General features: G+C 52.0%; 18 protein-coding genes and 1 riboswitch. All 18 genes read left to right on the top strand.

Annotation, left to right across the window (positions count from 1 at the left end):
- Nucleotides 1–258: 258 nt before the first annotated feature.
- The 18 genes from AC0MA3_RS22965 (at nt 259) to AC0MA3_RS22880 (ending at nt 20,580) form a co-directional block, all read left to right on the top strand.
- Nucleotides 259–1,488, top strand: a complete 1,230-nt coding sequence (locus AC0MA3_RS22965) for an MFS transporter (RefSeq protein ID WP_474657942.1) — start codon at nt 259–261, stop codon at nt 1,486–1,488.
- An 80-nt stretch (nt 1,489–1,568) separates the two neighbouring features.
- Entirely contained in the window at nt 1,569–1,832 is a 264-nt protein-coding gene (locus AC0MA3_RS22960; RefSeq protein WP_074102819.1) for a DUF1294 domain-containing protein, read from the top strand.
- 26 nt (nt 1,833–1,858) lie between these two features.
- Nucleotides 1,859–2,293, top strand: coding sequence for a universal stress protein (locus tag AC0MA3_RS22955; RefSeq protein ID WP_379163333.1), 435 nt, complete (start codon nt 1,859–1,861; stop codon nt 2,291–2,293).
- A gap of 161 nt (nt 2,294–2,454) precedes the next feature.
- A riboswitch (purine riboswitch) is annotated at nt 2,455–2,556 on the top strand.
- Between the two features lie 242 nt (nt 2,557–2,798).
- Nucleotides 2,799–3,284, top strand: coding sequence for a 5-(carboxyamino)imidazole ribonucleotide mutase (gene purE, locus AC0MA3_RS22950; protein ID WP_379163330.1), 486 nt, complete (start codon nt 2,799–2,801; stop codon nt 3,282–3,284).
- A gap of 113 nt (nt 3,285–3,397) precedes the next feature.
- Nucleotides 3,398–4,594 carry a 5-(carboxyamino)imidazole ribonucleotide synthase gene (purK, locus tag AC0MA3_RS22945; RefSeq protein WP_474657944.1) on the top strand — a complete coding sequence of 399 codons (1,197 nt, stop codon included), beginning with the start codon at nt 3,398–3,400 and terminating at the stop codon, nt 4,592–4,594.
- A gap of 6 nt (nt 4,595–4,600) precedes the next feature.
- A complete protein-coding gene (gene purB, locus AC0MA3_RS22940; protein ID WP_474657941.1) occupies nt 4,601–5,896 on the top strand; it encodes an adenylosuccinate lyase in 1,296 nt (431 codons plus the stop codon).
- A 365-nt stretch (nt 5,897–6,261) separates the two neighbouring features.
- A complete protein-coding gene (locus AC0MA3_RS22935) occupies nt 6,262–7,152 on the top strand; it encodes a phosphoribosylaminoimidazolesuccinocarboxamide synthase (RefSeq protein WP_474657940.1) in 891 nt (296 codons plus the stop codon).
- A 63-nt stretch (nt 7,153–7,215) separates the two neighbouring features.
- Complete coding sequence (gene purS / locus AC0MA3_RS22930; RefSeq protein ID WP_019913657.1) at nt 7,216–7,461, top strand: phosphoribosylformylglycinamidine synthase subunit PurS; 246 nt, start codon at nt 7,216–7,218, stop codon at nt 7,459–7,461.
- A gap of 5 nt (nt 7,462–7,466) precedes the next feature.
- On the top strand, nt 7,467–8,156 hold the full coding sequence (gene purQ / locus AC0MA3_RS22925) for a phosphoribosylformylglycinamidine synthase subunit PurQ (protein WP_379163321.1): 690 nt from the start codon (nt 7,467–7,469) through the stop codon (nt 8,154–8,156).
- A complete protein-coding gene (gene purL / locus AC0MA3_RS22920; protein WP_474657939.1) occupies nt 8,134–10,380 on the top strand; it encodes a phosphoribosylformylglycinamidine synthase subunit PurL in 2,247 nt (748 codons plus the stop codon). Before purQ ends, purL begins: the two co-directional genes overlap by 23 nt.
- On the top strand, nt 10,365–11,861 hold the full coding sequence (purF, locus tag AC0MA3_RS22915) for an amidophosphoribosyltransferase (RefSeq protein WP_379163315.1): 1,497 nt from the start codon (nt 10,365–10,367) through the stop codon (nt 11,859–11,861). The genes purL and purF overlap by 16 nt, the downstream gene beginning before the upstream one ends.
- A 113-nt stretch (nt 11,862–11,974) precedes the next feature.
- Nucleotides 11,975–12,136, top strand: a complete 162-nt coding sequence (locus AC0MA3_RS22910; protein ID WP_474657938.1) for a hypothetical protein — start codon at nt 11,975–11,977, stop codon at nt 12,134–12,136.
- Between the two features lie 273 nt (nt 12,137–12,409).
- Complete coding sequence (gene purM, locus AC0MA3_RS22905; protein WP_474657937.1) at nt 12,410–13,450, top strand: phosphoribosylformylglycinamidine cyclo-ligase; 1,041 nt, start codon at nt 12,410–12,412, stop codon at nt 13,448–13,450.
- Nucleotides 13,450–14,064 carry a phosphoribosylglycinamide formyltransferase gene (gene purN, locus AC0MA3_RS22900; RefSeq protein ID WP_474657936.1) on the top strand — a complete coding sequence of 205 codons (615 nt, stop codon included), beginning with the start codon at nt 13,450–13,452 and terminating at the stop codon, nt 14,062–14,064. The genes purM and purN overlap by 1 nt, the downstream gene beginning before the upstream one ends.
- A 362-nt stretch (nt 14,065–14,426) precedes the next feature.
- The gene (purH, locus tag AC0MA3_RS22895; protein ID WP_474657935.1) at nt 14,427–15,974 is read left to right on the top strand and encodes a bifunctional phosphoribosylaminoimidazolecarboxamide formyltransferase/IMP cyclohydrolase; all 1,548 of its coding nucleotides are present in this window, start codon (nt 14,427–14,429) and stop codon (nt 15,972–15,974) included.
- A 23-nt stretch (nt 15,975–15,997) separates the two neighbouring features.
- Entirely contained in the window at nt 15,998–17,263 is a 1,266-nt protein-coding gene (gene purD, locus AC0MA3_RS22890; protein ID WP_474657934.1) for a phosphoribosylamine--glycine ligase, read from the top strand.
- A gap of 334 nt (nt 17,264–17,597) precedes the next feature.
- Nucleotides 17,598–18,911 carry an SEC-C metal-binding domain-containing protein gene (locus tag AC0MA3_RS22885; protein ID WP_474657933.1) on the top strand — a complete coding sequence of 438 codons (1,314 nt, stop codon included), beginning with the start codon at nt 17,598–17,600 and terminating at the stop codon, nt 18,909–18,911.
- 259 nt (nt 18,912–19,170) lie between these two features.
- Nucleotides 19,171–20,580 carry a transcriptional regulator gene (locus AC0MA3_RS22880; RefSeq protein ID WP_474657932.1) on the top strand — a complete coding sequence of 470 codons (1,410 nt, stop codon included), beginning with the start codon at nt 19,171–19,173 and terminating at the stop codon, nt 20,578–20,580.
- The last annotated feature ends 183 nt before the right edge of the window (nt 20,581–20,763 follow it).

Raw genomic sequence — 20,763 nt, 5'->3', positions numbered from 1 at the left:
TGCTTAAAAATAGTATATCAAGATGGACGTTAATCTCCAATACAAAATCCTTGACAAGTATTAGCTGGTTTTTGTGGAGATAAATAGGATCGGCCTTCTCTGTTGAAAAAGGGATGTTCCTGATTGTCAGCTCAAGGGAATTCTGGACTGTCCAATACCTACAAGATGTGTTTTACTTGAAGTCGAAGCGATACAGATAGCGTCTTCGGGAAAATAGAAAAGAGTAGGTGATATGGTGTGGCAGCGAAACAGGAGGTAATGGATGCAAAACAAGCGGTGGAAATACAGGCGAGCTGGGGTGGCAGCCGTTTGTTCTTTTTAACAATTGTATTTATGTTCTGGTTCTCTTCTTATATCTATGTACCGGTGCTCTCGCCGTATGTGGAGCATTTGGGCGCTTCCTATATTATGGTTGGAGCGGTGCTTGGAGTATACGGGCTGATGCAGATTCTATTCCGGTTACCGATCGGTATTGGTTCAGATATTCTAAACCGGCGCAGGCCGTTTATCTACCTTGGACTGATCGCCAGCGGCTCCAGCTGTTTGCTGTTCCTCGCAGGTGCAAGTCCCGGCTGGGCCTTGGCCGCACGTGCGGTATCAGGAATTGCAGCATCGGCTTGGGTTGTCTACTCGGTGATGTTCGCCGGATATTTTCCGAAGGAGCAAGCTGGAAAAGCCATGGGCATGCTGCAGTTCACCACGGTGATTGCCCAACTGGCGAGTATGATGATCAGTGGATATATAACAGAGCATTGGGGCTGGAATGCTCCATTTATTATAGGGGGGCTGGTCGCAGCAGCTGCACTGATATTAACGCTCCGGTTACCGGAACAGCAGCAGGACAAACGCGAAAATACAATCAAGATCAAAGATCTTGCAGAAGTGATCAAGGAACCGCTGTTGGTTAAAGTTTCACTATTATCGGTACTGGCGCATTGTGTGCTGTTCATTACGATGTTCGGATATACTCCGAATCAGGCCCTCGCCATTGGAGCGAGCAAGGAAAGCCTGGGCTGGCTTACGCTGGCATTCATGCTGCCTCATGCAGCTGCGACGTTATATGGTTCCCGCTGGTTCGGCAGGCTGCTGGGAGACCGGGGGACGCTGTTGCTTGGTTTTGCCGGAAGTGCAGTGTTCACTCTGCTGATTCCATCCATGCCGACACTTGCAGCCCTGTGTGCGACCCAGGTGGGTAATGGGGTTATGCAGGGATTGATTTTCCCATTACTGCTGGGCAAATCAGTCTCGGGGGTGGCTCCGTTCAAACGTGCGACGGCCATGGGGTTCTACCAGGCGGTGTACGCGATCGGCATGTCGGGTGGGCCTTTTGTGGCGGGATGGATGAGTTCAGCGTATGGATTGAAGGGTGGATTTTGGCTGGGAGGGATCGCGGCGGTACTTGCTGCTTTGCTATCCTGGGTGTGGATCAGGGAAACAGGCGGAGCCGGTGGCCAGCAGCGAGGATACGGGCAGAAACTTGGCAGCTGATGTAAGGGTTATTGGTTTTTTGTCCAAAAGGGTAATATAATATATAGTAGATAGGATGTGTGGAGGAGGGGCTTGAAAGGATGGTCCAGGTTGTACTGCTATGGTTCGCACTCATTAATATTATAGGATATGTGGTCATGTCCGAGGACAAGAACAGAGCCCGTAAAAGGCGGGACCGAGTGCCGGAAAAAACATTGTTTCTGCTGGCATTCATGGGCGGAGCGCTGGGTGTTCTTATTGCCATGTACCGTAAACGTCACAAAACCAGGCATACTTCCTTCAGGATTGGAATTCCGCTCTTGCTGCTGCTGAATATCTTGCTATATGGTTACTTTTTGGGATAGATAAAACAGAAGAAGAGGTGGCGTACATGTTATTCTCGAAAATTTTGCTGGCCTATGATGGTTCCAAGGCTTCCAATCAGGCGCTGGAGCGCGCGATCGAACTGGCTAAGGTAACTCCGGGCTCATCCCTTTACGTCGTACACGCTTTCGAATTCCCGCGGTTTTTCATCGGGGAAGCTCTCGCGCCTCTGCCAGCTTCAGTGAACAAGGATTATTATGATTTGGCGGAACAGACTACCGATGAAGTGAAGGGCCGCCTGGAGGCGGAAGGATTGAATGCAACGGTTGAGTTGCTGCAGGGTTCTCCTGCTGAAGTGATATTAAGTTATGCTAAGACGCATGATGTGGATGTAATTGTAATCGGCAGCCGCGGGCTTGGCGGAATTCGTGAATTCGTTCTAGGCAGTGTGAGCCACAATGTGGTTCAGAGCGCGCGGATTCCTGTACTGGTAGTTAAATAATATATTTGCCTGGAGGAGCGCCGATGCGTTCCCCTTTTTTTCTTATAGGAAGTTAGATACCTTGCATGCAAGAGAATTCAAATGTGCTCAAAAGCGAACAATTTAACTCCTTTATATGACAATGTTCGTGTTTAAGTTGACATGAAGTGTAGGCCATTGTTAAGATGAACCTATGAAGAGCTCGTATAAAACCGGGGATAGGGCCCGGAAGTTTCTACCCGGTAACCGTAAATTGCCGGACTACGAGGGAATAGGATGACTTGAACGGCCGTCAGCACCGCCCCGGATCCGGGGCAGCGAGCTGTACGCTTGTCTTTGTTAGATGCCGCTGCAGCGATAATACCGATGCGGTAATCCTAATTCCTGCAGTAGTCTGGGTCCACCCGCATCAAAATGCGTCTGGAATCCGGGCTTTTTTTTTCGGATTTATGGAAAACTGAATGGAAACAGGACAAACTTATAGCAACATGAGTCTCTAAATCGGGAGTGGAAGGTAGGTTGAATCATGTCTGTGCAGGTTGGTGTCATCATGGGCAGCAAATCAGATTGGGAAACGATGGAGCAGGCTTGTATTGTGCTTGAGGAGCTGGGTGTAGCGTATGAGAAAAAAGTGATCTCAGCACACCGCACACCAGATCTAATGTTCCGCTACGCTGAAGAGGCGGCGGGCCGCGGCCTGCGGGTGATCATCGCTGGGGCTGGTGGTGCTGCACATCTGCCTGGTATGGTGGCAGCGAAGACGATGCTGCCTGTTATCGGTGTTCCTGTGCAGTCCAAGGCGCTGAACGGCCTGGATTCACTGCTCTCTATCGTGCAGATGCCGGGTGGCATTCCAGTGGCCACAGTAGCGATTGGCCGAGCCGGCGCCATCAATGCGGGGCTGCTTGCGGCGCAGATCATCGGCGCGTTCGATCCTGAGGTGCAGAGCCGGGCACAGCAGCGGCGCAATGCCATTGAGCGCGAAGTGCTGGAAAGCAGCGAGAGCCTATGAGGCCAGAGGAGCTGAAGGTGCAAGGCTCTGGCATAACGGGTCAAGGGAGCCGGGAACAGCTGAAGGCAGAGGATAAGGAGATTCCTAATCCGGTGGCTGCGGCTTCGGGAGACATGGCCGTGCAGGCTACGGGCACGGGCTTACCCCGTACGCTGCTGCCGGGGGCAACCATCGGGGTGCTTGGCGGCGGACAGCTTGGACGTATGATGGCGCTGGCCGGCAGCGCCATGGGTTACCGTTTCGTGGCGCTGGACCCTGCGCCGGATGCGCCCTGCGGGCAGGTAACGCCGCAGATTACGGCGGCGTACAATGACCGGGACGCGGCGCGTCAGCTGGCGCAGCGCGCAGACGTCATCACGTACGAATTCGAGAACGTTGACGCGGGCGTGGCCGCGCTGTTGACGGCTGAGTCGTACGTGCCGCAGGGCAGCGAGCTGCTGTATACGACGCAGCACCGGCTGCGCGAGAAAGCCGCCATCGAGGCAGCGGGCGTGCGCGTTGCCCCGTACCGCAAGGTCGGCAGCCTGGCGGAGCTTACAGCCGCGGCTGCCGAGCTGGGCTTGCCCTGTGTGCTGAAAACAGCCACAGGGGGGTATGACGGCAAGGGACAAGCCGTCATCCGTCAGCCGGAAGAGCTGGAAACCGCCTTCCGGCAGGTAGCGCCAGGCAAGGCAGCAGAGGAGGCCGAACCAGAGCTGGTTCTGGAGAAATTTGTCGCCTTCAAATGCGAAATTTCTGTGGTTGCCGCCCGTAGCGCCTCCGGTGAAGTCAAGAGCTTCCCGCCGGCAGAGAACATCCACGTGAACAACATTCTGCATTTGTCCATCGTGCCAGCAAGGGTGCCGGTGGAGATTCAGCGGCGGGCCTGTGAGCTGGCGGAGCAGATTGTTACCGGGATGAACGCGGTTGGATTGCTGGCCGTGGAAATGTTTGTTACTGAAGATGGTGAACTGTTCGTAAATGAGCTGGCGCCGCGCCCGCATAATTCCGGGCACTATACGATGGACGCCTGCGTGACCTCGCAGTTTGAGCAGCATGTGCGAGCCATCTGTAATCTGCCGCTTGGCGACACCTCCCTGCTGACCCCAGTGGTCATGGTGAACGTGCTCGGCCAGCATCTGGAAGGGGCCATTCAGGCATTCAGCACGGTGAATGAGGAAGCAAACCGGCTTGGAATAGCACCTAAGCTTCATATATATGGCAAGACTGAGAGCAAAACCGGCCGCAAAATGGGCCATATCAACCTGCTCTGCAAGGATACCGGCGACGGGCTGTCCTGGGTAGAGCAAACTAACCTTTGGAGGAACTGAACAGATATGATCGAACGTTACAGCAGACCTGAGATGCGGGCCATTTGGACCGAAGAAAATAAATTCAACGCGTGGCTGGAAGTGGAGATTTGCGCCTGCGAGGCGTGGGCCGAGCTGGGAGTGATCCCACATGAAGATGCCGCAAAGCTGCGGAAGGATGCCAAATTCGACATCGATCGCATTAATGAAATTGAACTGGAAACACGCCATGACGTGATTGCTTTTACCCGTGCAGTATCCGAGAGCCTGGGTGCAGAGCGTAAATGGGTGCATTACGGACTTACTTCTACTGACGTTGTTGATACGGCCCTCGGCTACCTGCTGCGCCAGGCTAACGAGATTCTGGAGAAGGACATTATTAATTTTATTGAAATTCTCAAAGACAAAGCTCTGGCTTACAAGGACACCCCGATGATGGGAAGAACGCATGGCGTACATGCCGAGCCTACTACTTTTGGTCTCAAGATGGCGCTATGGTACGAGGAAATGAAGCGTAACCTGGAGCGATTCCGCCATGCGGCGAATGGAGTGCAGTTCGGTAAAATCTCTGGTGCTGTTGGTACCTACGCTAATATTGACCCGTTCGTCGAAGAGTTCGTTTGCCGCAAGCTGGGAACCAGCCCGGCGCCTATTTCTACACAAACACTGCAGCGTGACCGTCACGCCGAATATATGGCTGCTCTAGCACTCGTCGCCACGTCTCTGGACAAATTCGCAACCGAAATCCGTGCGCTGCAAAAGAGCGAAATCCGCGAGGTGGAAGAAGCTTTTGCCAAAGGCCAAAAAGGTTCCTCAGCAATGCCGCACAAACGCAATCCTATCGGCTGCGAGAACATCTCGGGATTGTCGCGTGTCATTCGCGGCCACATGATGACTGCTTACGAGAACGTGCCGCTGTGGCATGAACGCGATATTTCGCACAGCTCCGTGGAGCGGATCATCCTTCCGGATGCCACTATGCTGCTGAACTATATGTTGAACCGTTTCGGCAATATTGTGAAGAACCTGACCGTATTCCCGGAAAATATGAAGCGCAACATGAACCGTACGTTCGGCGTACCGTTCTCCGGCCGTATTCTGACCAAGCTGATCGACAAAGGCTTCAGCCGTGAGCAGGCTTACGATACCGTACAGCCGCGTGCGATGCAGGCCTGGGAGGAGCAGACCCAGTTCCGTGATATCGTTGAAGCCACACCGGAGATCACAGCCGTGCTCAGTCCGGAAGAGATCGAGGACGCCTTTAACCCTTCCTGGCACCTTAAGCATGTGGACACCATCTTCCGCAAGCTGGAGCTTATTTAATAAAGGTAAGTTAGTGGTGAACTGAGGAGCTGGAGAATAATACGAGCGGAGCGGTGGGGAACTGCTGTTCAGGAGCGGCAGCGACAGAATTGAATCGAATAGGCCAGTTAATATGGAACGGAGAGGGATTTTGGAACTGGAAGAAGCGTCAGCGTTCGCCTTTATCCTCGGATTTCTACCGCGAGTAGCGGTTCAAATCAGGAAATCTGAGGATAACAGCGATCGGAAGTCCAAAATCCCTCGTAGTGTTACCGATTAACTAGCATTTCAGTTCAAATTCACCAGCGAAGCGGAGAATAAGCAATGCCCAAGCTCTTTTAGCTCAAGTATATACGCAAGATCATTAGTTCAAGGGAGGAAAGGTCATGGCATACCCTGCCGTATCCACGGCTGTGGATCTCATAAATGCACCGCTGCTCTACAAAGGAAAGGTCCGCGAGTTATACGATCTGGGGGAAGAAATGCTGGTCGTCGTCACAGACCGGATATCCGCGTTTGACTATGTACTTGAACCGGCGGTGCCGGAGAAAGGCAATGTGCTCAACCGGCTCAGTGCCTTCTGGTTCGGCTTAACCAAGGAACTGATAGAGAATCATGTCGTGCATATCGATGTGGACCAGCTCGGAGAGATCGCGAAAGACCGGGAGGCGCTCAGAAACCGTATTATGGTCGTCCGCAAAGCAGAGCGCATTGACATTGAATGCGTCGTGCGCGGCTGCATCACCGGCGGCGGATGGCGGCAATATCAGGAGACCGGCAAGGTCAACGGAATTGAGCTCCCCGCAGACTTGCGCAAAAATGCGGTGCTGACCCAGCCGATTTTCACCCCTGCCGCCAAAAATGATGTCGGTCATGATGAGGACATCCCTTTTGAGACCATGCAGGAGCTGATTGGTGAAGAGCTGACCCTGGAGCTGAAGGAAAAGAGCCTGAAGCTGTTCTCTTTTGCCAGAGAATACTGTGAAGAGCGCGGCATCATCCTCGCGGATTGCAAATTTGAATTCGGTCTGCTGGACGGCAAGGTAATTCTGATCGATGAGATTTTTACACCGGATGCCTCGCGCTTCTGGGCCAAGGATAACTACGCACTGGATATTGAGATCGACAGTATGGATAAGGAACCGGTCCGGACCTATTTGTCCGCATCCTCCTGGGACAAGAACAGTACGCCAGACCCGCTGCCTGTTGAAGTTGTAGAAGAAACTACACGCCGTTATCTGGATATTTATCATCGCCTCACCGGCAAGTCTTTATAGATTGCAAGTAGTTATGTTCATGCCAAGTCAGGCTCATTAAATTTTAGGAGGAACTACAAGCGTATGTTAAAAGCGACAGTCTATGTCACCATCAAGAAAAGTGTGCTCGATCCCCAAGGTGTAGCCGTGCAAGGGGCGCTGCATTCCGTAGGTTTTCAGGAAGTGGAGAGCTTGCGAATCGGTAAGTATATGGAACTGACCCTGGATACAGACAACCGCGCTGAAGCGGAAGGACGCCTTAAGGAAATGTGCGAAAAACTGCTGGCCAACACGGTGATCGAGGATTACCGCTACGAATTGGAGGACTAAAAGTCATGAAATTTGCTGTACTTGTCTTTCCGGGCTCCAATTGTGACATTGACTGCTACAAAGCAGTAGAAGACAGCCTTGGTGAACCTGTGGATTATGTGTGGCATACGGCGACGGATCTGTCGGCTTATGACTGCATTATCGTACCTGGCGGTTTTTCGTATGGTGATTATCTGCGCTGCGGTGCGATTTCCCGGTTTGCTCCGGTAATGGCCGAAGTGGCCAAAGCGGTAGAACAGGGCAAATACGTACTGGGCATCTGCAACGGGTTCCAAATTTTGACCGAAGCAGGCTTACTGCCTGGGGCACTCCGCCGCAACATGTCGATGAAGTTCCGCTGTCATGATTCGGTGCTTAAGGTGGTTAATAACACTACCCCATTTACAATTGACTATGCAAAGGATGAAGAAATCGTTATTCCGATCGCGCATGGTGAAGGCAATTACTACTGTGATGAAGAGACTTTGGCTGGACTAAAAGCTAACAATCAGATCGTATTCACATATAGCGATAACCCTAACGGTTCTGTGGAACATATTGCGGGGATTTGCAATGTGCAGGGCAACGTGGTTGGCATGATGCCTCACCCGGAACGCGCGGCGAACAGCCTGCTAGGTTCAGAAGACGGCAAACGGATGTTCACATCCATTCTTAAGACATGGAGGGATCGTTATGACGCAGCAAGTATCCGTTAAGGAGCCGACCGCAGAGCAAATCGCGGAGCAGAAAATTTACAGTCAATTCGGTGTGTCGGACAGCGAATATGAGCTCATCACTTCTTTCATGGGACGCAAGCCAAACTATACGGAAATCGGTGTATTCAGCGTAATGTGGTCTGAGCACTGCGCGTACAAGAATTCTAAGCCGCTGCTGGGCCGTTTTCCTACAAGCGGACCACGCGTGCTGATGGGACCGGGTGAAGGCGCCGGGATCGTAGACATCGGGGACAACCAGGCAGTGGTATTCAAAATCGAAAGTCATAACCATCCGTCGGCAGTTGAACCTTATCAAGGTGCGGCAACCGGGGTGGGCGGGATTATCCGCGATATTTTCTCCATGGGTGCAAGACCGGTGGCGCTGCTGAATTCGCTGCGTTTCGGGAAGCTTGAAAGCGACCGTGTTAAATATTTGTTCGAGCATGTGGTATCCGGTATCGCAGGCTACGGCAACTGTATCGGGATACCTACTGTGGGCGGCGAAATTATGTTCGACAACAGCTATGACGGCAATCCGCTGGTCAATGCCATGTGTGTCGGACTCATTGATCATGATAAAATCCAGCGCGGTGTCGCTAAAGGTGTAGGTAATCCTGTGTTCTACGTGGGTCCGCCTACCGGACGCGACGGGATTCACGGAGCAACTTTTGCCTCTGTCGAGCTGAGCGAAGAATCGGAAGCCAAGAAGACTGCAGTACAGGTCGGCGATCCGTTTATGGAAAAGCTGGTCATGGAATCCTGCCTGGAGCTGATCGACAGCGGTATCGTGCTAGGGATTCAGGATATGGGTGCAGCCGGACTGACCTGTTCCAGTGCTGAAATGGCAAGTAAAGCGGGCAATGGCCTTGAACTCTATCTGGACCAGGTGCCACAGCGTGAAGAAGGCATGACCCCTTACGAAATGATGCTCTCCGAATCACAAGAACGGATGCTGTTTGTGGTAGAGCCTAAGGATGAAGCTCAGGCCCAGGAGATTTTTGACCGCTGGGGTGTCATTTGCCGCAAAGTGGGCAAGGTAACGGATGATGGCCGCCTGAAGCTGTTCCATCACGGTGAGGTTGTTGGCGATATGCCCGTAACAGCACTTGTAGATGAATGTCCGATCTATAACAAGCCTTCTGCAGTTCCTGCGTACTATGAGGAGAACGCCTTGGTTGATACGCTGCGCTATGATGAGGTAACTGATCTCGGCGGCGCCCTGCGTACCGTATTGGCTTCACCAACTGTAGCAAGCAAAGCCTGGGTATACAACCAGTACGATTATATGGTACGAACCAGCACTGCGGTTCGTCCCGGCTCCGATGCGGCGGTGGTGACCATCCACGGTACACGCAAAGGGTTGGCTATGACTACGGACTGTAACGGTCGTTATGTTTATCTGGACCCTGAAGTGGGCGGACGCATTGCGGTAAGTGAAGCGGCGCGTAACATTGTTTGTTCCGGGGCCAAGCCGCTGGCGATTACGGACAACCTGAACTTCGGCAGTCCGGAAAAGCCGGAGATTTTCTGGCAGATGGAACAGGCGGTAGAGGGTATGGCTGAAGCCTGCCGAGTGCTGGATACGCCGGTTATCGGCGGAAATGTCAGTCTATACAACGAAAATGCATCCGGCGCCATCTACCCGACACCAGTTGTGGGTATGGTTGGTCTGGTTGAAGATACCGATCATATTACGACTCAGGCCTTCAAGCAGGAAGGCGATGCTATTCTCCTGCTCGGAGTCACCAAAGCAGAGCTGGGCGGCAGTGAATTCCAATATGCGGTGCATGGTGTGACTGAAGGCCGTCCGCCAGAGCTGGATCTGGCTACAGAGCAGAAGCTGTTGGATGCTGTACTCGGCACCATTCGCAGCGGTTTGGTCCGCTCAGCGCATGACCTCTCGGAAGGCGGCTTGGCTGTAGCATTGGCAGAGAGCTGCATCAGCGGCTCGGTCGGTGCGAATGTGGAACTGTCTGCTGGCGGACTGCGTCCGGATGTGGCACTGTTCAGCGAGAGTCAGTCCCGTATTATCCTGACATCGGCACCTGGCCGTGCAGAGGAGCTGAAAGCAGCAGTAGCTGCCTATGGCGTTCCGGTAGAAATTATCGGAACCGTTGGTGGCGACAAACTGCGCGTCTCCCTCGACGGCGCATCCGTGCTGGATGAGGCGGTAGCAGCATTAAAAACCACTTGGGAGGATGCTATTCCATGTCTTATGAAATAAAGACCGGGAACAAGCAGGAGACTCCTATCCTGTGGACCGGCGACTTTTACAACGAAGGAACGGGCTCGGGAGATATTTTTGACACGCTAAAAGAAGAATGTGGTGTCTTCGGTGTCTTCGGACACCCGGAGGCTTCCTCCATGTCATATTACGGCCTGCATGCCTTGCAGCACCGGGGAGAAGAGAGCGCGGGCATTTGCGTGGCAGACGGACGCGACTTCAACTATCACCGCGGTATGGGACTGGTCAAAGAAGTGTTCGATAAGGATAAAATCGCTTCGCTGATCGGCAATATGTCCATTGGCCATGTGCGCTATTCCACCAGCGGTGACAGCCGGCTGACCAATGCGCAGCCACTGGTCTTCAAATACCGTGATGGGGATCTGGCAATCGCCACCAACGGGAACATCGTTAATGAGCCGCTGATCCGCAAGCAGCTGGAGCAGGGCGGATCGATATTCCAGACCACAAGTGACACAGAAGTACTGGCGCATCTGATTGCGCGGTCACAGAAGGATTTTGTCGAAGCTACCAAAGATGCACTTAAGCAGCTTGTGGGGGGATTCGCTTTCCTGCTCATGACAAACGACAAACTGATCGTAGCCTCTGACACGCACGGTCTTCGTCCGCTGGTGATGGGACGTGTAGGTGAAGCCTATGTCTTTGCTTCGGAATCCTGCGCGCTGGAAGTCATCGGTGCCCAGTTTGTCCGCGACATTGAGCCAGGTGAATTGCTGGTACTTGATCAGGATGGCTTCAAGGAAGACCGTTTCGCTGAGCCTCAGCGCAAGGCGCTGTGTGCCATGGAATATATTTATTTCGCCCGTCCCGACAGTGATCTGAATGGCTCCAACCTCCACTCCGCCCGCAAGCGGATGGGCAGCCGGATGGCCCTCGAAGCGTTCGTGGATGCAGATATCGTAACCGGTGTACCAGACTCCAGTATCTCAGCGGCCATTGGCTATGCCGAGCAGACAGGTATTCCCTATGAACTTGGCCTCATTAAGAACAAATACACGGGCCGGACCTTCATCCAGCCCAGCCAGGAACTCCGTGAACAGGGCGTGAAGATGAAGCTGAGCGCGGTCCGCCGCGTCGTTGAAGGCCAGCGCGTAGTTATGATCGACGATTCCATCGTGCGCGGCACAACCTCGCGCCGGATTGTCAATCTCCTTCGCGAAGCCGGAGCCACCGAAGTCCATGTGCGGATCACTTCACCGCCGTTCAAGAATCCGTGCTTCTATGGCATCGACACACCAGACCGCCGCGAGCTGATCGCCTCTTACAAGACGATTGCTGAAATGTGCGAAGAGATCAATGCCGATTCCCTGGCGTTTCTCTCCCCGGAAGGCCTGATTCAGTCCATCGGCGGGTACAACAGCGGGGATTATAAAGGCGGCCTGTGTCTGTCCTGCTTCGATAATGATTACCCGACGCAGGTGGATTTCGGCGGGGAAGAGAAGGACGGATGCAGCTGTTAGACATCCCCCTAAGTCCCCCTTGCAAAGGGGGATTCCGAAGGGCGCTGCCCTCCGGCCACCCGAAAGTTTGGCGGTAGGAGTTTGCTTTTAACTTTCTAAGAGGGGGTAGGTTCGTGTGCCCGCTTTGTCCTGCGGACACGCTTAACGGCGCAACGCACCCTGGCGGCATGCTGCCTCGCCGGGCCAAGGAGCCCCCGCCCCCGTCCTGTTTGCTTCGCAAAAGCGGGGAGCTCTCGCTAAAGGAGGCGCTTGGCTTCGCCAGAAGCGCCGACTGACTGCCCCTGTGCAAGGCGCGATTCTTCGGCTTGCGGCTGGGCTTGAACCCGGTGGTTGGAGTGATGGAGAGGAAGTTTGGAACTGGAGGAGCGAAGCGTTCGCCTTTATGTTTGGATTTCTACCGCGGACAGCGGTTCAAATCAAGGAAATCTAAACATAACAGCGACCGGAAGTCCAAACATTCCTTGTAAGCACGATTATAACCACCCCAGATTCAAATCCCTACCGCCCCGAATACGCGCTCTAAACTAATTCAAATGAGGTGTCCAAAAGTGTCGGAAGCTTATAAAAACGCCGGAGTGGATATTGCGGCTGGCAATGAAGCGGTAGAACGCATGAAAAAGCATGTGAAGCGCACTTATCGTCCGGAAGTTATGACGGAGCTGGGTGGCTTCGGCGCGCTCTTCGGTCTCAATAAAGACAAGTATGATGAGCCGGTGCTGGTATCGGGAACCGATGGTGTAGGCACGAAGCTCAAAATCGCTTTCGCGGCCGACCGCCACGACACGATTGGCATCGATGCCGTAGCCATGTGTGTGAATGATATCGTCGTACAGGGTGCAGAGCCGCTGTTCTTCCTCGATTATCTGGCTTGCGACAAGGTGGTGCCAGAGAAGATTGAAGCGATTGTTGCCGGGATTGCCGAAGGCTGCCATCAGGCAGGCTGCGCGCTGATCGGCGGCGAGACTGCGGAGATGCCGGGTATGTATTCGGCGGGTGAATATGATATCGCTGGATTCACGGTGGGTGTAGCTGATAAGGCCAAGCTGGTAACAGGTGCCGACATTGCGCCTGGAGATACAGTCATTGGTCTGGCTTCCAGCGGTGTGCACAGTAACGGGTTCTCGCTGGTGCGCAAGCTTTTGCTGGAAGAAGACGGTTATGAATTGAACGCTGTGGTTCCAGAGCTGGGCGCTCCGCTGGTAGATGTGCTGCTGGCACCTACCAAGATCTACGTGAAGCCGCTGCTGGGACTGCTGGAGCAGCTCACGGTCAAGGGCATGGCGCATATAACCGGAGGCGGGTTCATTGAGAATATTCCGCGCGTATTGCCGGACGGTGTGAATGTGGAGATCAACTACGGCTCGTGGCCGATATTGCCGATCTTCGATTTGCTGCAGAAGAAGGGCAATGTGAGCAACCGTGATATGTTCACCACCTTTAATATGGGGGTAGGTCTGGTGATCGTTGTAGCTGAAACCGATGGAGAGCGTGCACTGGAACTGCTGAAGGCTGCCGGGGAAGAAGCTTACCGGATTGGCACAGTAACGGAAGGGGAACGTATCGTTACCTTTACGGGAGCTGAAGTCTGATGCAGTGGAGCCGGATCGCGGTCTTTGCTTCTGGGCAGGGCAGCAATTTTGCCGCGTTGGCAGAAGCGGAACGGGCAGGGCTGCTTGGCGGAGGACGCATTGAGCTGCTGGTGTCTGACAGGCCGGAAGCGCGTGTAGCACAGCGTGCAGAAGCGGCGGGCATTCCCGCCCTCCTGCTGCGGCCGAAGGATTTTGCGAGCCGGGAACTATATGAGGCCGAGATTGTGGCGGAGTTGCAGCGCCGGGACATCGGGCTTGTCGTGTTGGCCGGATATATGCGTCTGATTACGCCGGTTCTGCTTGAACCTTATGCAGGACGGATTATTAACATTCATCCTTCGCTTCTGCCGGCCTTTGCCGGGAAAGATGCAATTGGCCAGGCGCTGGATTACGGCGTCAAGCTGACGGGAGTGACAGTTCATTTTGTCGACGGAGGGATGGATACCGGTCCGGTTATCGCCCAGCGCAGTGTGGCTGTGGAACCAGGAGATACTCCGGAATCGCTTGCTGAAAGGATCCATAAGATCGAATACGAGCTGTATCCCGAGGTTGTATGTGCACTGGCTGAGGGGAAGGTTTCGCTGGACGGCAGACAAACCCTTATCCGCGAATAACAGCTTAACAGTCATAGTAAGTTCAAACGAAGCCTCAAAGCCTCAATAATTAGCATAAAATGTTCCTGAGAAATGTTCAACTTACTTGAGGATTCTTCCGTCATCATCAGTCATACACACATAAGTCGACTTGCTCAGACAAGCCCGACTTGTTCTGATATTTCTCGGGAAATATTGCATGGGCAGTGAGTAATTGCCCGGATGTAGGGGGATTTTGTTCTTAATTGCACAGAGGATGAAGGCGAATAACGCGGATTTTTGCCAGACATGGAATTTTGATAAAGTCATTTTCATATAGCAGTGCTTCAGTACCGATTGACCTGTAACTAAATTCAGCATCATCCGGAGGAGGACTATTCAAAGTGAGTATCAAAAGAGCGCTGGTCAGCGTATCGGACAAACAGGGCATCGTGGATTTTTGCCGCGAGTTGTCTGCATTGGGCGTAGAAATTATCTCCACAGGAGGCACGAGCACCCTTTTGGCTAAAGAAGGCGTACCGGTCATCGGCATTTCCGATGTCACGGGGTTCCCTGAAATTATGGACGGACGCGTGAAAACACTGCATCCGGCTGTACACAGCGGCCTGTTGGCGGTTCGTGACAACGAGGAGCATACGCGGCAAATGCAGGAGTTGGGTCTGGACTACATCGATCTGGTCGTGGTAAATCTCTATCCGTTTGCAGAGACGATTGCCAAACCGGATGTGTCCTATGAGGAAGCGATCGAGAACATCGATATCGGCGGACCGACGATGCTGCGTTCGGCAGCGAAGAACCACGCTTTTGTCAGTGTGGTAGTGGATGCGGCCGATTATGCTACTGTGCTTGAAGAAGTACGAGCAGGCGGAGATACGACTCTGGAGACCCGCAAACGTCTTGCGGCAAAAGTGTTCCGCCATACGGCGGCTTACGATGCCCTGATATCCGATTATTTGGCGAATGTGACCGGTGAACCGCTGCCGGAGCGCTATACGGTAACTTACGAAAAGATCCAGGATCTGCGTTACGGGGAGAATCCGCATCAGAAAGCTGCGTTCTACCGCAAACCTCTGGCTGCTCAGGATACACTAACGGCTGCCGAGCAACTACATGGCAAAGAGCTCTCCTATAACAATATCAATGATGCCAATGCGGCTCTGCAGATTGTGAAGGAGTTCGAAGAGCCTGCAGTTGTGGCAGTTAAGCACATGAATCCTTGTGGTGTAGGCGTAGGGGCGAGCGTATATGAAGCTTATCAAAAAGCCTACAATGCCGATCCTACCTCGATCTTTGGCGGGATTGTAGCCGCGAACCGGATTATCGACGCCGATACGGCCAATATGCTTAAGGATATTTTTCTGGAAATCGTGCTGGCTCCAGGCTTTACGGACGAAGCCCTCGAAATTCTCACCAAGAAAAAGAATATCCGGCTGCTCAAACTGGGTAATCTCAGCACGGCTGCTGCACGGAAATCTAGCTTTGTGGTGACCTCTATTGAAGGCGGTATGGTCGTTCAGGAGAGCGATGTGCATTCCGTCAATCCTGAGGAGCTGCAGGTAGTGACTACCCGCAAGCCAACAGAGGAAGAATTGAAGCAGCTGCTGTTCGGCTGGAAGGTCGTTAAGCATGTGAAGTCTAACGCTATCGTGCTGGCGGCAGACGATATGACAGTCGGCGTTGGCGCAGGTCAGATGAACCGTGTGGGTGCAGCGAAGATTGCTATTGAGCAAGCTGGTGAGAAGGCCAAGGGCTCCATACTCGCATCCGACGCTTTTTTCCCCATGGGTGATACGCTTGAAATGGCAGCAAAAGCAGGGATAACCGCAGTCATCCAACCAGGCGGTTCCATCAAGGACGAGGAGTCCATTAAAGTTGCAAATGAATATGGTATTGCCATGGTCTTCACAGGCGTTCGCCATTTCAAACACTAGAACGCTGGGAGGACTCATTTCATATGGATATCTTAGTAGTGGGCGGGGGTGGCCGGGAGCATGCAATCATCTGGAGCTTATCCCGCAGCGCCAAAGCCGGTAAAATCTACTGCGCACCCGGCAATGCCGGGATTGCGCAGCTTGCGGAATGTGTGCCGATCAATGTCTTCGAGTTCGATAAGCTGACCGCTTTTGCCAAAGACAATAACATTGACTATGTTGTTATCGGACCGGATGACCCGCTTGCCGCAGGCATTGTCGATGCATTTGAAGCGCAAGATATTCCGGTATTCGGCCCGCGCAAGAATGCAGCTGAAATTGAAGGCAGCAAGACCTTTATGAAGGACCTGCTGCATAAATACAGCATTCCTACCGCAGCTTATGAGAAGTTCAGTGAGTATGAGGCAGCACTCGCCTACTTACGCAGCCAGGGCTTGCCAATCGTTATTAAGGCTGACGGGCTTGCGGCTGGTAAAGGCGTAACTGTAGCCTATTCACACGAGGAAGCGGAGCTAGCCTTACGGGATATCATGGTGACTAAGGTGTTTGGAGAAGCTGGTGCACATGTGGTCATTGAGGAGTTTTTGGCCGGGCAGGAAATGTCGATTCTTGCTTTTGTGGATGGAGAAACCGTGCGCCCGATGGCCGCTGCACAGGACCACAAGCCTGTTTTTGACGGCGACAAAGGTCCCAATACAGGCGGAATGGGCACCTATTCACCTCTTCCTCATATTGACGAAGCAATTATTCAGGAAGCCGTAGAGACGATTATCAAGCCGACTGCACGGGCAATGGTAGCGGAAGGCCGTCCATTCAGCGGTGTCTTGTTCGCCGGTCTGATGATCTCACCGGATGGCAGACCGAAGACGATTGAATTCAATGCACGCTTTGGCGATCCAGAGACACAGGTTGTGCTTCCGAGGTTGAAGAGTGATCTGCTGGAGATTTTCCTTGCTGTAACCGAGGGAAGACTTGCGGATGTCGAGATTGAATGGAGTGAAGAAGCTGCAGTGTGCGTAGTCCTGGCTTCTGAAGGATATCCGGGTCCTTATCCTAAGGGTGTGCCGATCTCAGGACTGGAGAGCCGCTCGAATGAGCTGGTTTTTCATGCCGGAACTGCGCGCACGGAAGATGGGACATGGGTAACCAATGGCGGGCGGGTGCTGGGGGTGGTTGGCTTGGGAGCGAGTATAGCTGAAGCGCGTACTGCAGCATATGCCAGCGCCTCAAAGATTTCATTTCAAGGAATGCACAGCCGCACCGACATCGCGATGAAGGCATTGGTCTGAGGACAAAGAACTGTATTAGAGCAACCTTTTGCGCTATTAGTCCCAAAAAAGGACTGACAAGTAGTAGAAGAAGTGCTATAATACAACTCGTACGGGGGAAAAATGTGCGGATATATACAGATAAAGGGTCTTTCCTTTCAGGAAAGGCCTTTTTTAAAATTATATTTCTTACAGAACGGCCCCGTCCTTATGTAAGGACGGGGTAGCCGTTTCTGCCTGATCATCAGAAATACAAGTCATATAGATTGCCTCGTGCCGGGAAATGATACCTGTAGTGCAAAAGCAGCAATATGCTATGCGAATGGTTAGTTACAGATTTAAGGGGGAATTACTTTTGAGTAAGGTTGGAAGAAATGAGCTATGCCCGTGCGGAAGCGGGAAAAAATATAAAAGATGCTGCCTGGATAAGGAATCCTCTGCGGTAGAATCCATACTTCGGCTGGTGACTAGAGAAGAAGCGGCTGCGCAGGATGCTGATACCACTCCGCCTGTAATGGAAGAGTCGGTCCAGGAAACCGCGATTCAGCCGGAGAACAAGCTTACCTTGACGAAGCTGAAGAAGATGGTGACACGTGAGCTGAACTGGGAGCATCCGGCTCACGAACAGCTGGCTTTGCAGCTTATCGAGAGCATGAGAAATCAATACGAGCGGGAGCTGATTTTTGAAGCACTGGTTCTGTGGAACGGCTATTCCCGCCAGACCAAACCTGCTGTGAAGAAGACAGGCTCCTTCTGTGCAGCGATCGAATATCTGCTGTCTGAGGAATACGGGTTCAATATTTCACAGGCGGATCTCGCGGTCAAATATGAGGTCACAACGGCTACAATCTCACGCAAGATCAAAGAAATGCTTAACTACATCGAGGAGTATGGCATGGGCGGTGAGGCAGATGAGCTTTTGGCATTGAATGGCCCGGGCACACCTAAGGATAAAGCGCAGGCCCTGCTGTACAAAGCTATGGAGGCGACCTCGTCCAAACGGAGAATACAGCTGGCGCAGACAGCGCTTGAGATGTATCCCGACAGCTCGGACGCTTATCTGATCCTGGCGGAGGAATCGGAGAATGAGCATGAAGCACGGGCTCACCTCAAGGCGGGGATCGCTGCAGGGGAACGAGAGCTGGGTGAACTGTTTTTTGAGAAGAATAAAGGATATTTCTGGGGGCTTCATGAGACCCGTCCATATATCCGGATTTGTAAAAGCTACGCCGAGTCCTGCTGGTTTGGCGGAAATGCCAAAGAAGCTGCACAAATCCTCGAGCATATTCTGGAGCTCAATACGGAAGATAATACCGGAGCGCGCTACCTGCTTGCAGCGGTATACCTATACAGCAACCAATTGAAGCAGGCGGAGCAGGTGCTGGAGAAGTACGGCAAGGATGATGCCGCTGCCGCTTTTGCCTATGACCGCATCATTCTGGAATACAAGAAGAACGGAATCACCTCCCAGCTCAAAATGCTGTACCGCGTGGCACGGGGTGTGAACAAACATGTGCCTGATTACCTGCTGGGTGTGAAGCGGCTGCCGCATAACCTCCCTGATTTTGTCGGAATGGGCGATTCCAATGAAGCGATTGAATATGTCATCATGCACTCCCGTCTATGGGCGAGTGTACCTGATCTGCTGAAGTGGATGCTGAAGCAGTAAGGATGAACAAGGATGGATACTGTAATACGAATCACAGCCGGATATGGCTGTGATTTTTTTGTTTTTATATGTCATAATTTTACGCGAAAAAGGGCGTATTATATAACATGCTGCAGAAAAAAGTAGAATGCAAAAAAAAGAATTGACGGGGTTAAAAAACATGGTTATATTTGCAATATATTAGAAAATATTATCAAATGTTAGCGATGTTGCAGCGGGGAATTTCGCCATTGTGAAGCGTTTCTAAGGGGTGGTTTGTTTGAACCATGCAACCACGATTCGCACCGAGCTGGAGAGTTTTATCGAACGTGAAGCGCTGAGCTTCAGCCAGTTGGGAAAGCTTGCGGGGCTTAATGCAGGTACCGTGAGCTCTATTATGAAGGGTAACCGGATTATGGGCGTGGATCAGCTGGACCGGATGACTGCTGTCCTAGGCTTGCCCAAAGGACACTTTTACGAGCAGTATATTCAGGAATGTATGGTTGAAGCCGTACCGAACTGGCGCAGAGTCAGACCCTTTCTGTACCGCTGTGCGGAGCTGGACAAGCTGAATTGCATCAAGAGAATCCTGCCGCTGCTTTTGGATAATCTGACGTATTCTCCCTTGCTGTTTGAGACAGCGGAGGAGTTCTTCTCCGAGGGAAGGCATGCTGCGGCAGCTCTTCTCTATGAGAGTGTTGCCCTCAGTGAGAGGAGGCAACATTCCGAACGGCTGGCTTTTTGCCAATATCGCTTGTTTACGCTTCGGCTAAGTGATGATCAGGAGGACAATCTTCAAAGTGCGCTTCAGTTTGAGCCTTTTGTGGACAGACTTGACGAGATAGATCAGCTTGATGCGTTAAGAGACCTGGCGAATACGTACCGTTCACTGAGGCGTTGGGACAAAGTGGAGCGGATCGCTCAGGAAATGGAGCGCTTGGCCCATATTCAGCTCTTTACTCCTCTTCAACCGGCGAAAGCAAGACATGAACAACGTAAAAAGCCGAAGAAACCTATGTTTGTATACTTGGCCTTCTCTTATCTGCTTCAAGGAAATGTCTGTAATGCCAGGGGCGATTATGAGCAAGAGATGCAATTCACATACGCCTATCAAGATTTGAGCTGGGTCAAGGAAACCGATGAGGATACGTTGCACTGGCTGAAACTTTATAAAGGTTGGGCACAGGCCAATACGTGCGTATCCAAGCTGATGAATGGCGATGAGAGTATGCTTGCCGATTATGTAGAATATATCGAACAGAACAAAGATGAGCTTCTGGTCGGATTGTTAAACATAACAACTGCTGCCAACCTGTTCGATCTCAATGTGGATAACATCCTAGATTATTTTGATTCCGAAATCAAAAGCTACATGCAGATCAAACATCAAGGTGCTGTGGGTGTATATACGAAGCAAGTTGTTTCTGAGCAGCACGCCCGTTTTCTGTATGGGGTTGCCCAGTATTATTTGAGGAAAGAGTTGTACCAGAAGGGATTTGACTACTTATTGGCAAGTCTGTCCACCTCATCTTTGATCAACAATGAAACCCGTATTCTCGCTTGTGTGAGATTATTTGAGAAATATAGAATCCTGGCATCCCACGAAATACAAAATAAATATCAAAATCTATTACAAGAGGAGGAAGAAGAACATGAAAAGAAAATTGGCATTCCTGTTGGTCGTAGTTAGTTTTGCTCTGGTGCTGGCAACTCCAATTTCTGCAGCGTCAGGTCATTCTTTTGGTATTCTTTATGAACCTCATGGCGGTTAAATTATAGTAATTATTCTGGAGTTCATAATATAGTGGGAAAGGGACCAGTCCTCGGCTGGTCTTTTTCCAATTGTATACAAAAATTATCTGAAAAAATTTTC

It is taken from the genome of Paenibacillus sp. LS-5 (assembly GCF_056121505.1).
This window is presented reverse-complemented; position numbering and strand designations above follow the sequence as displayed.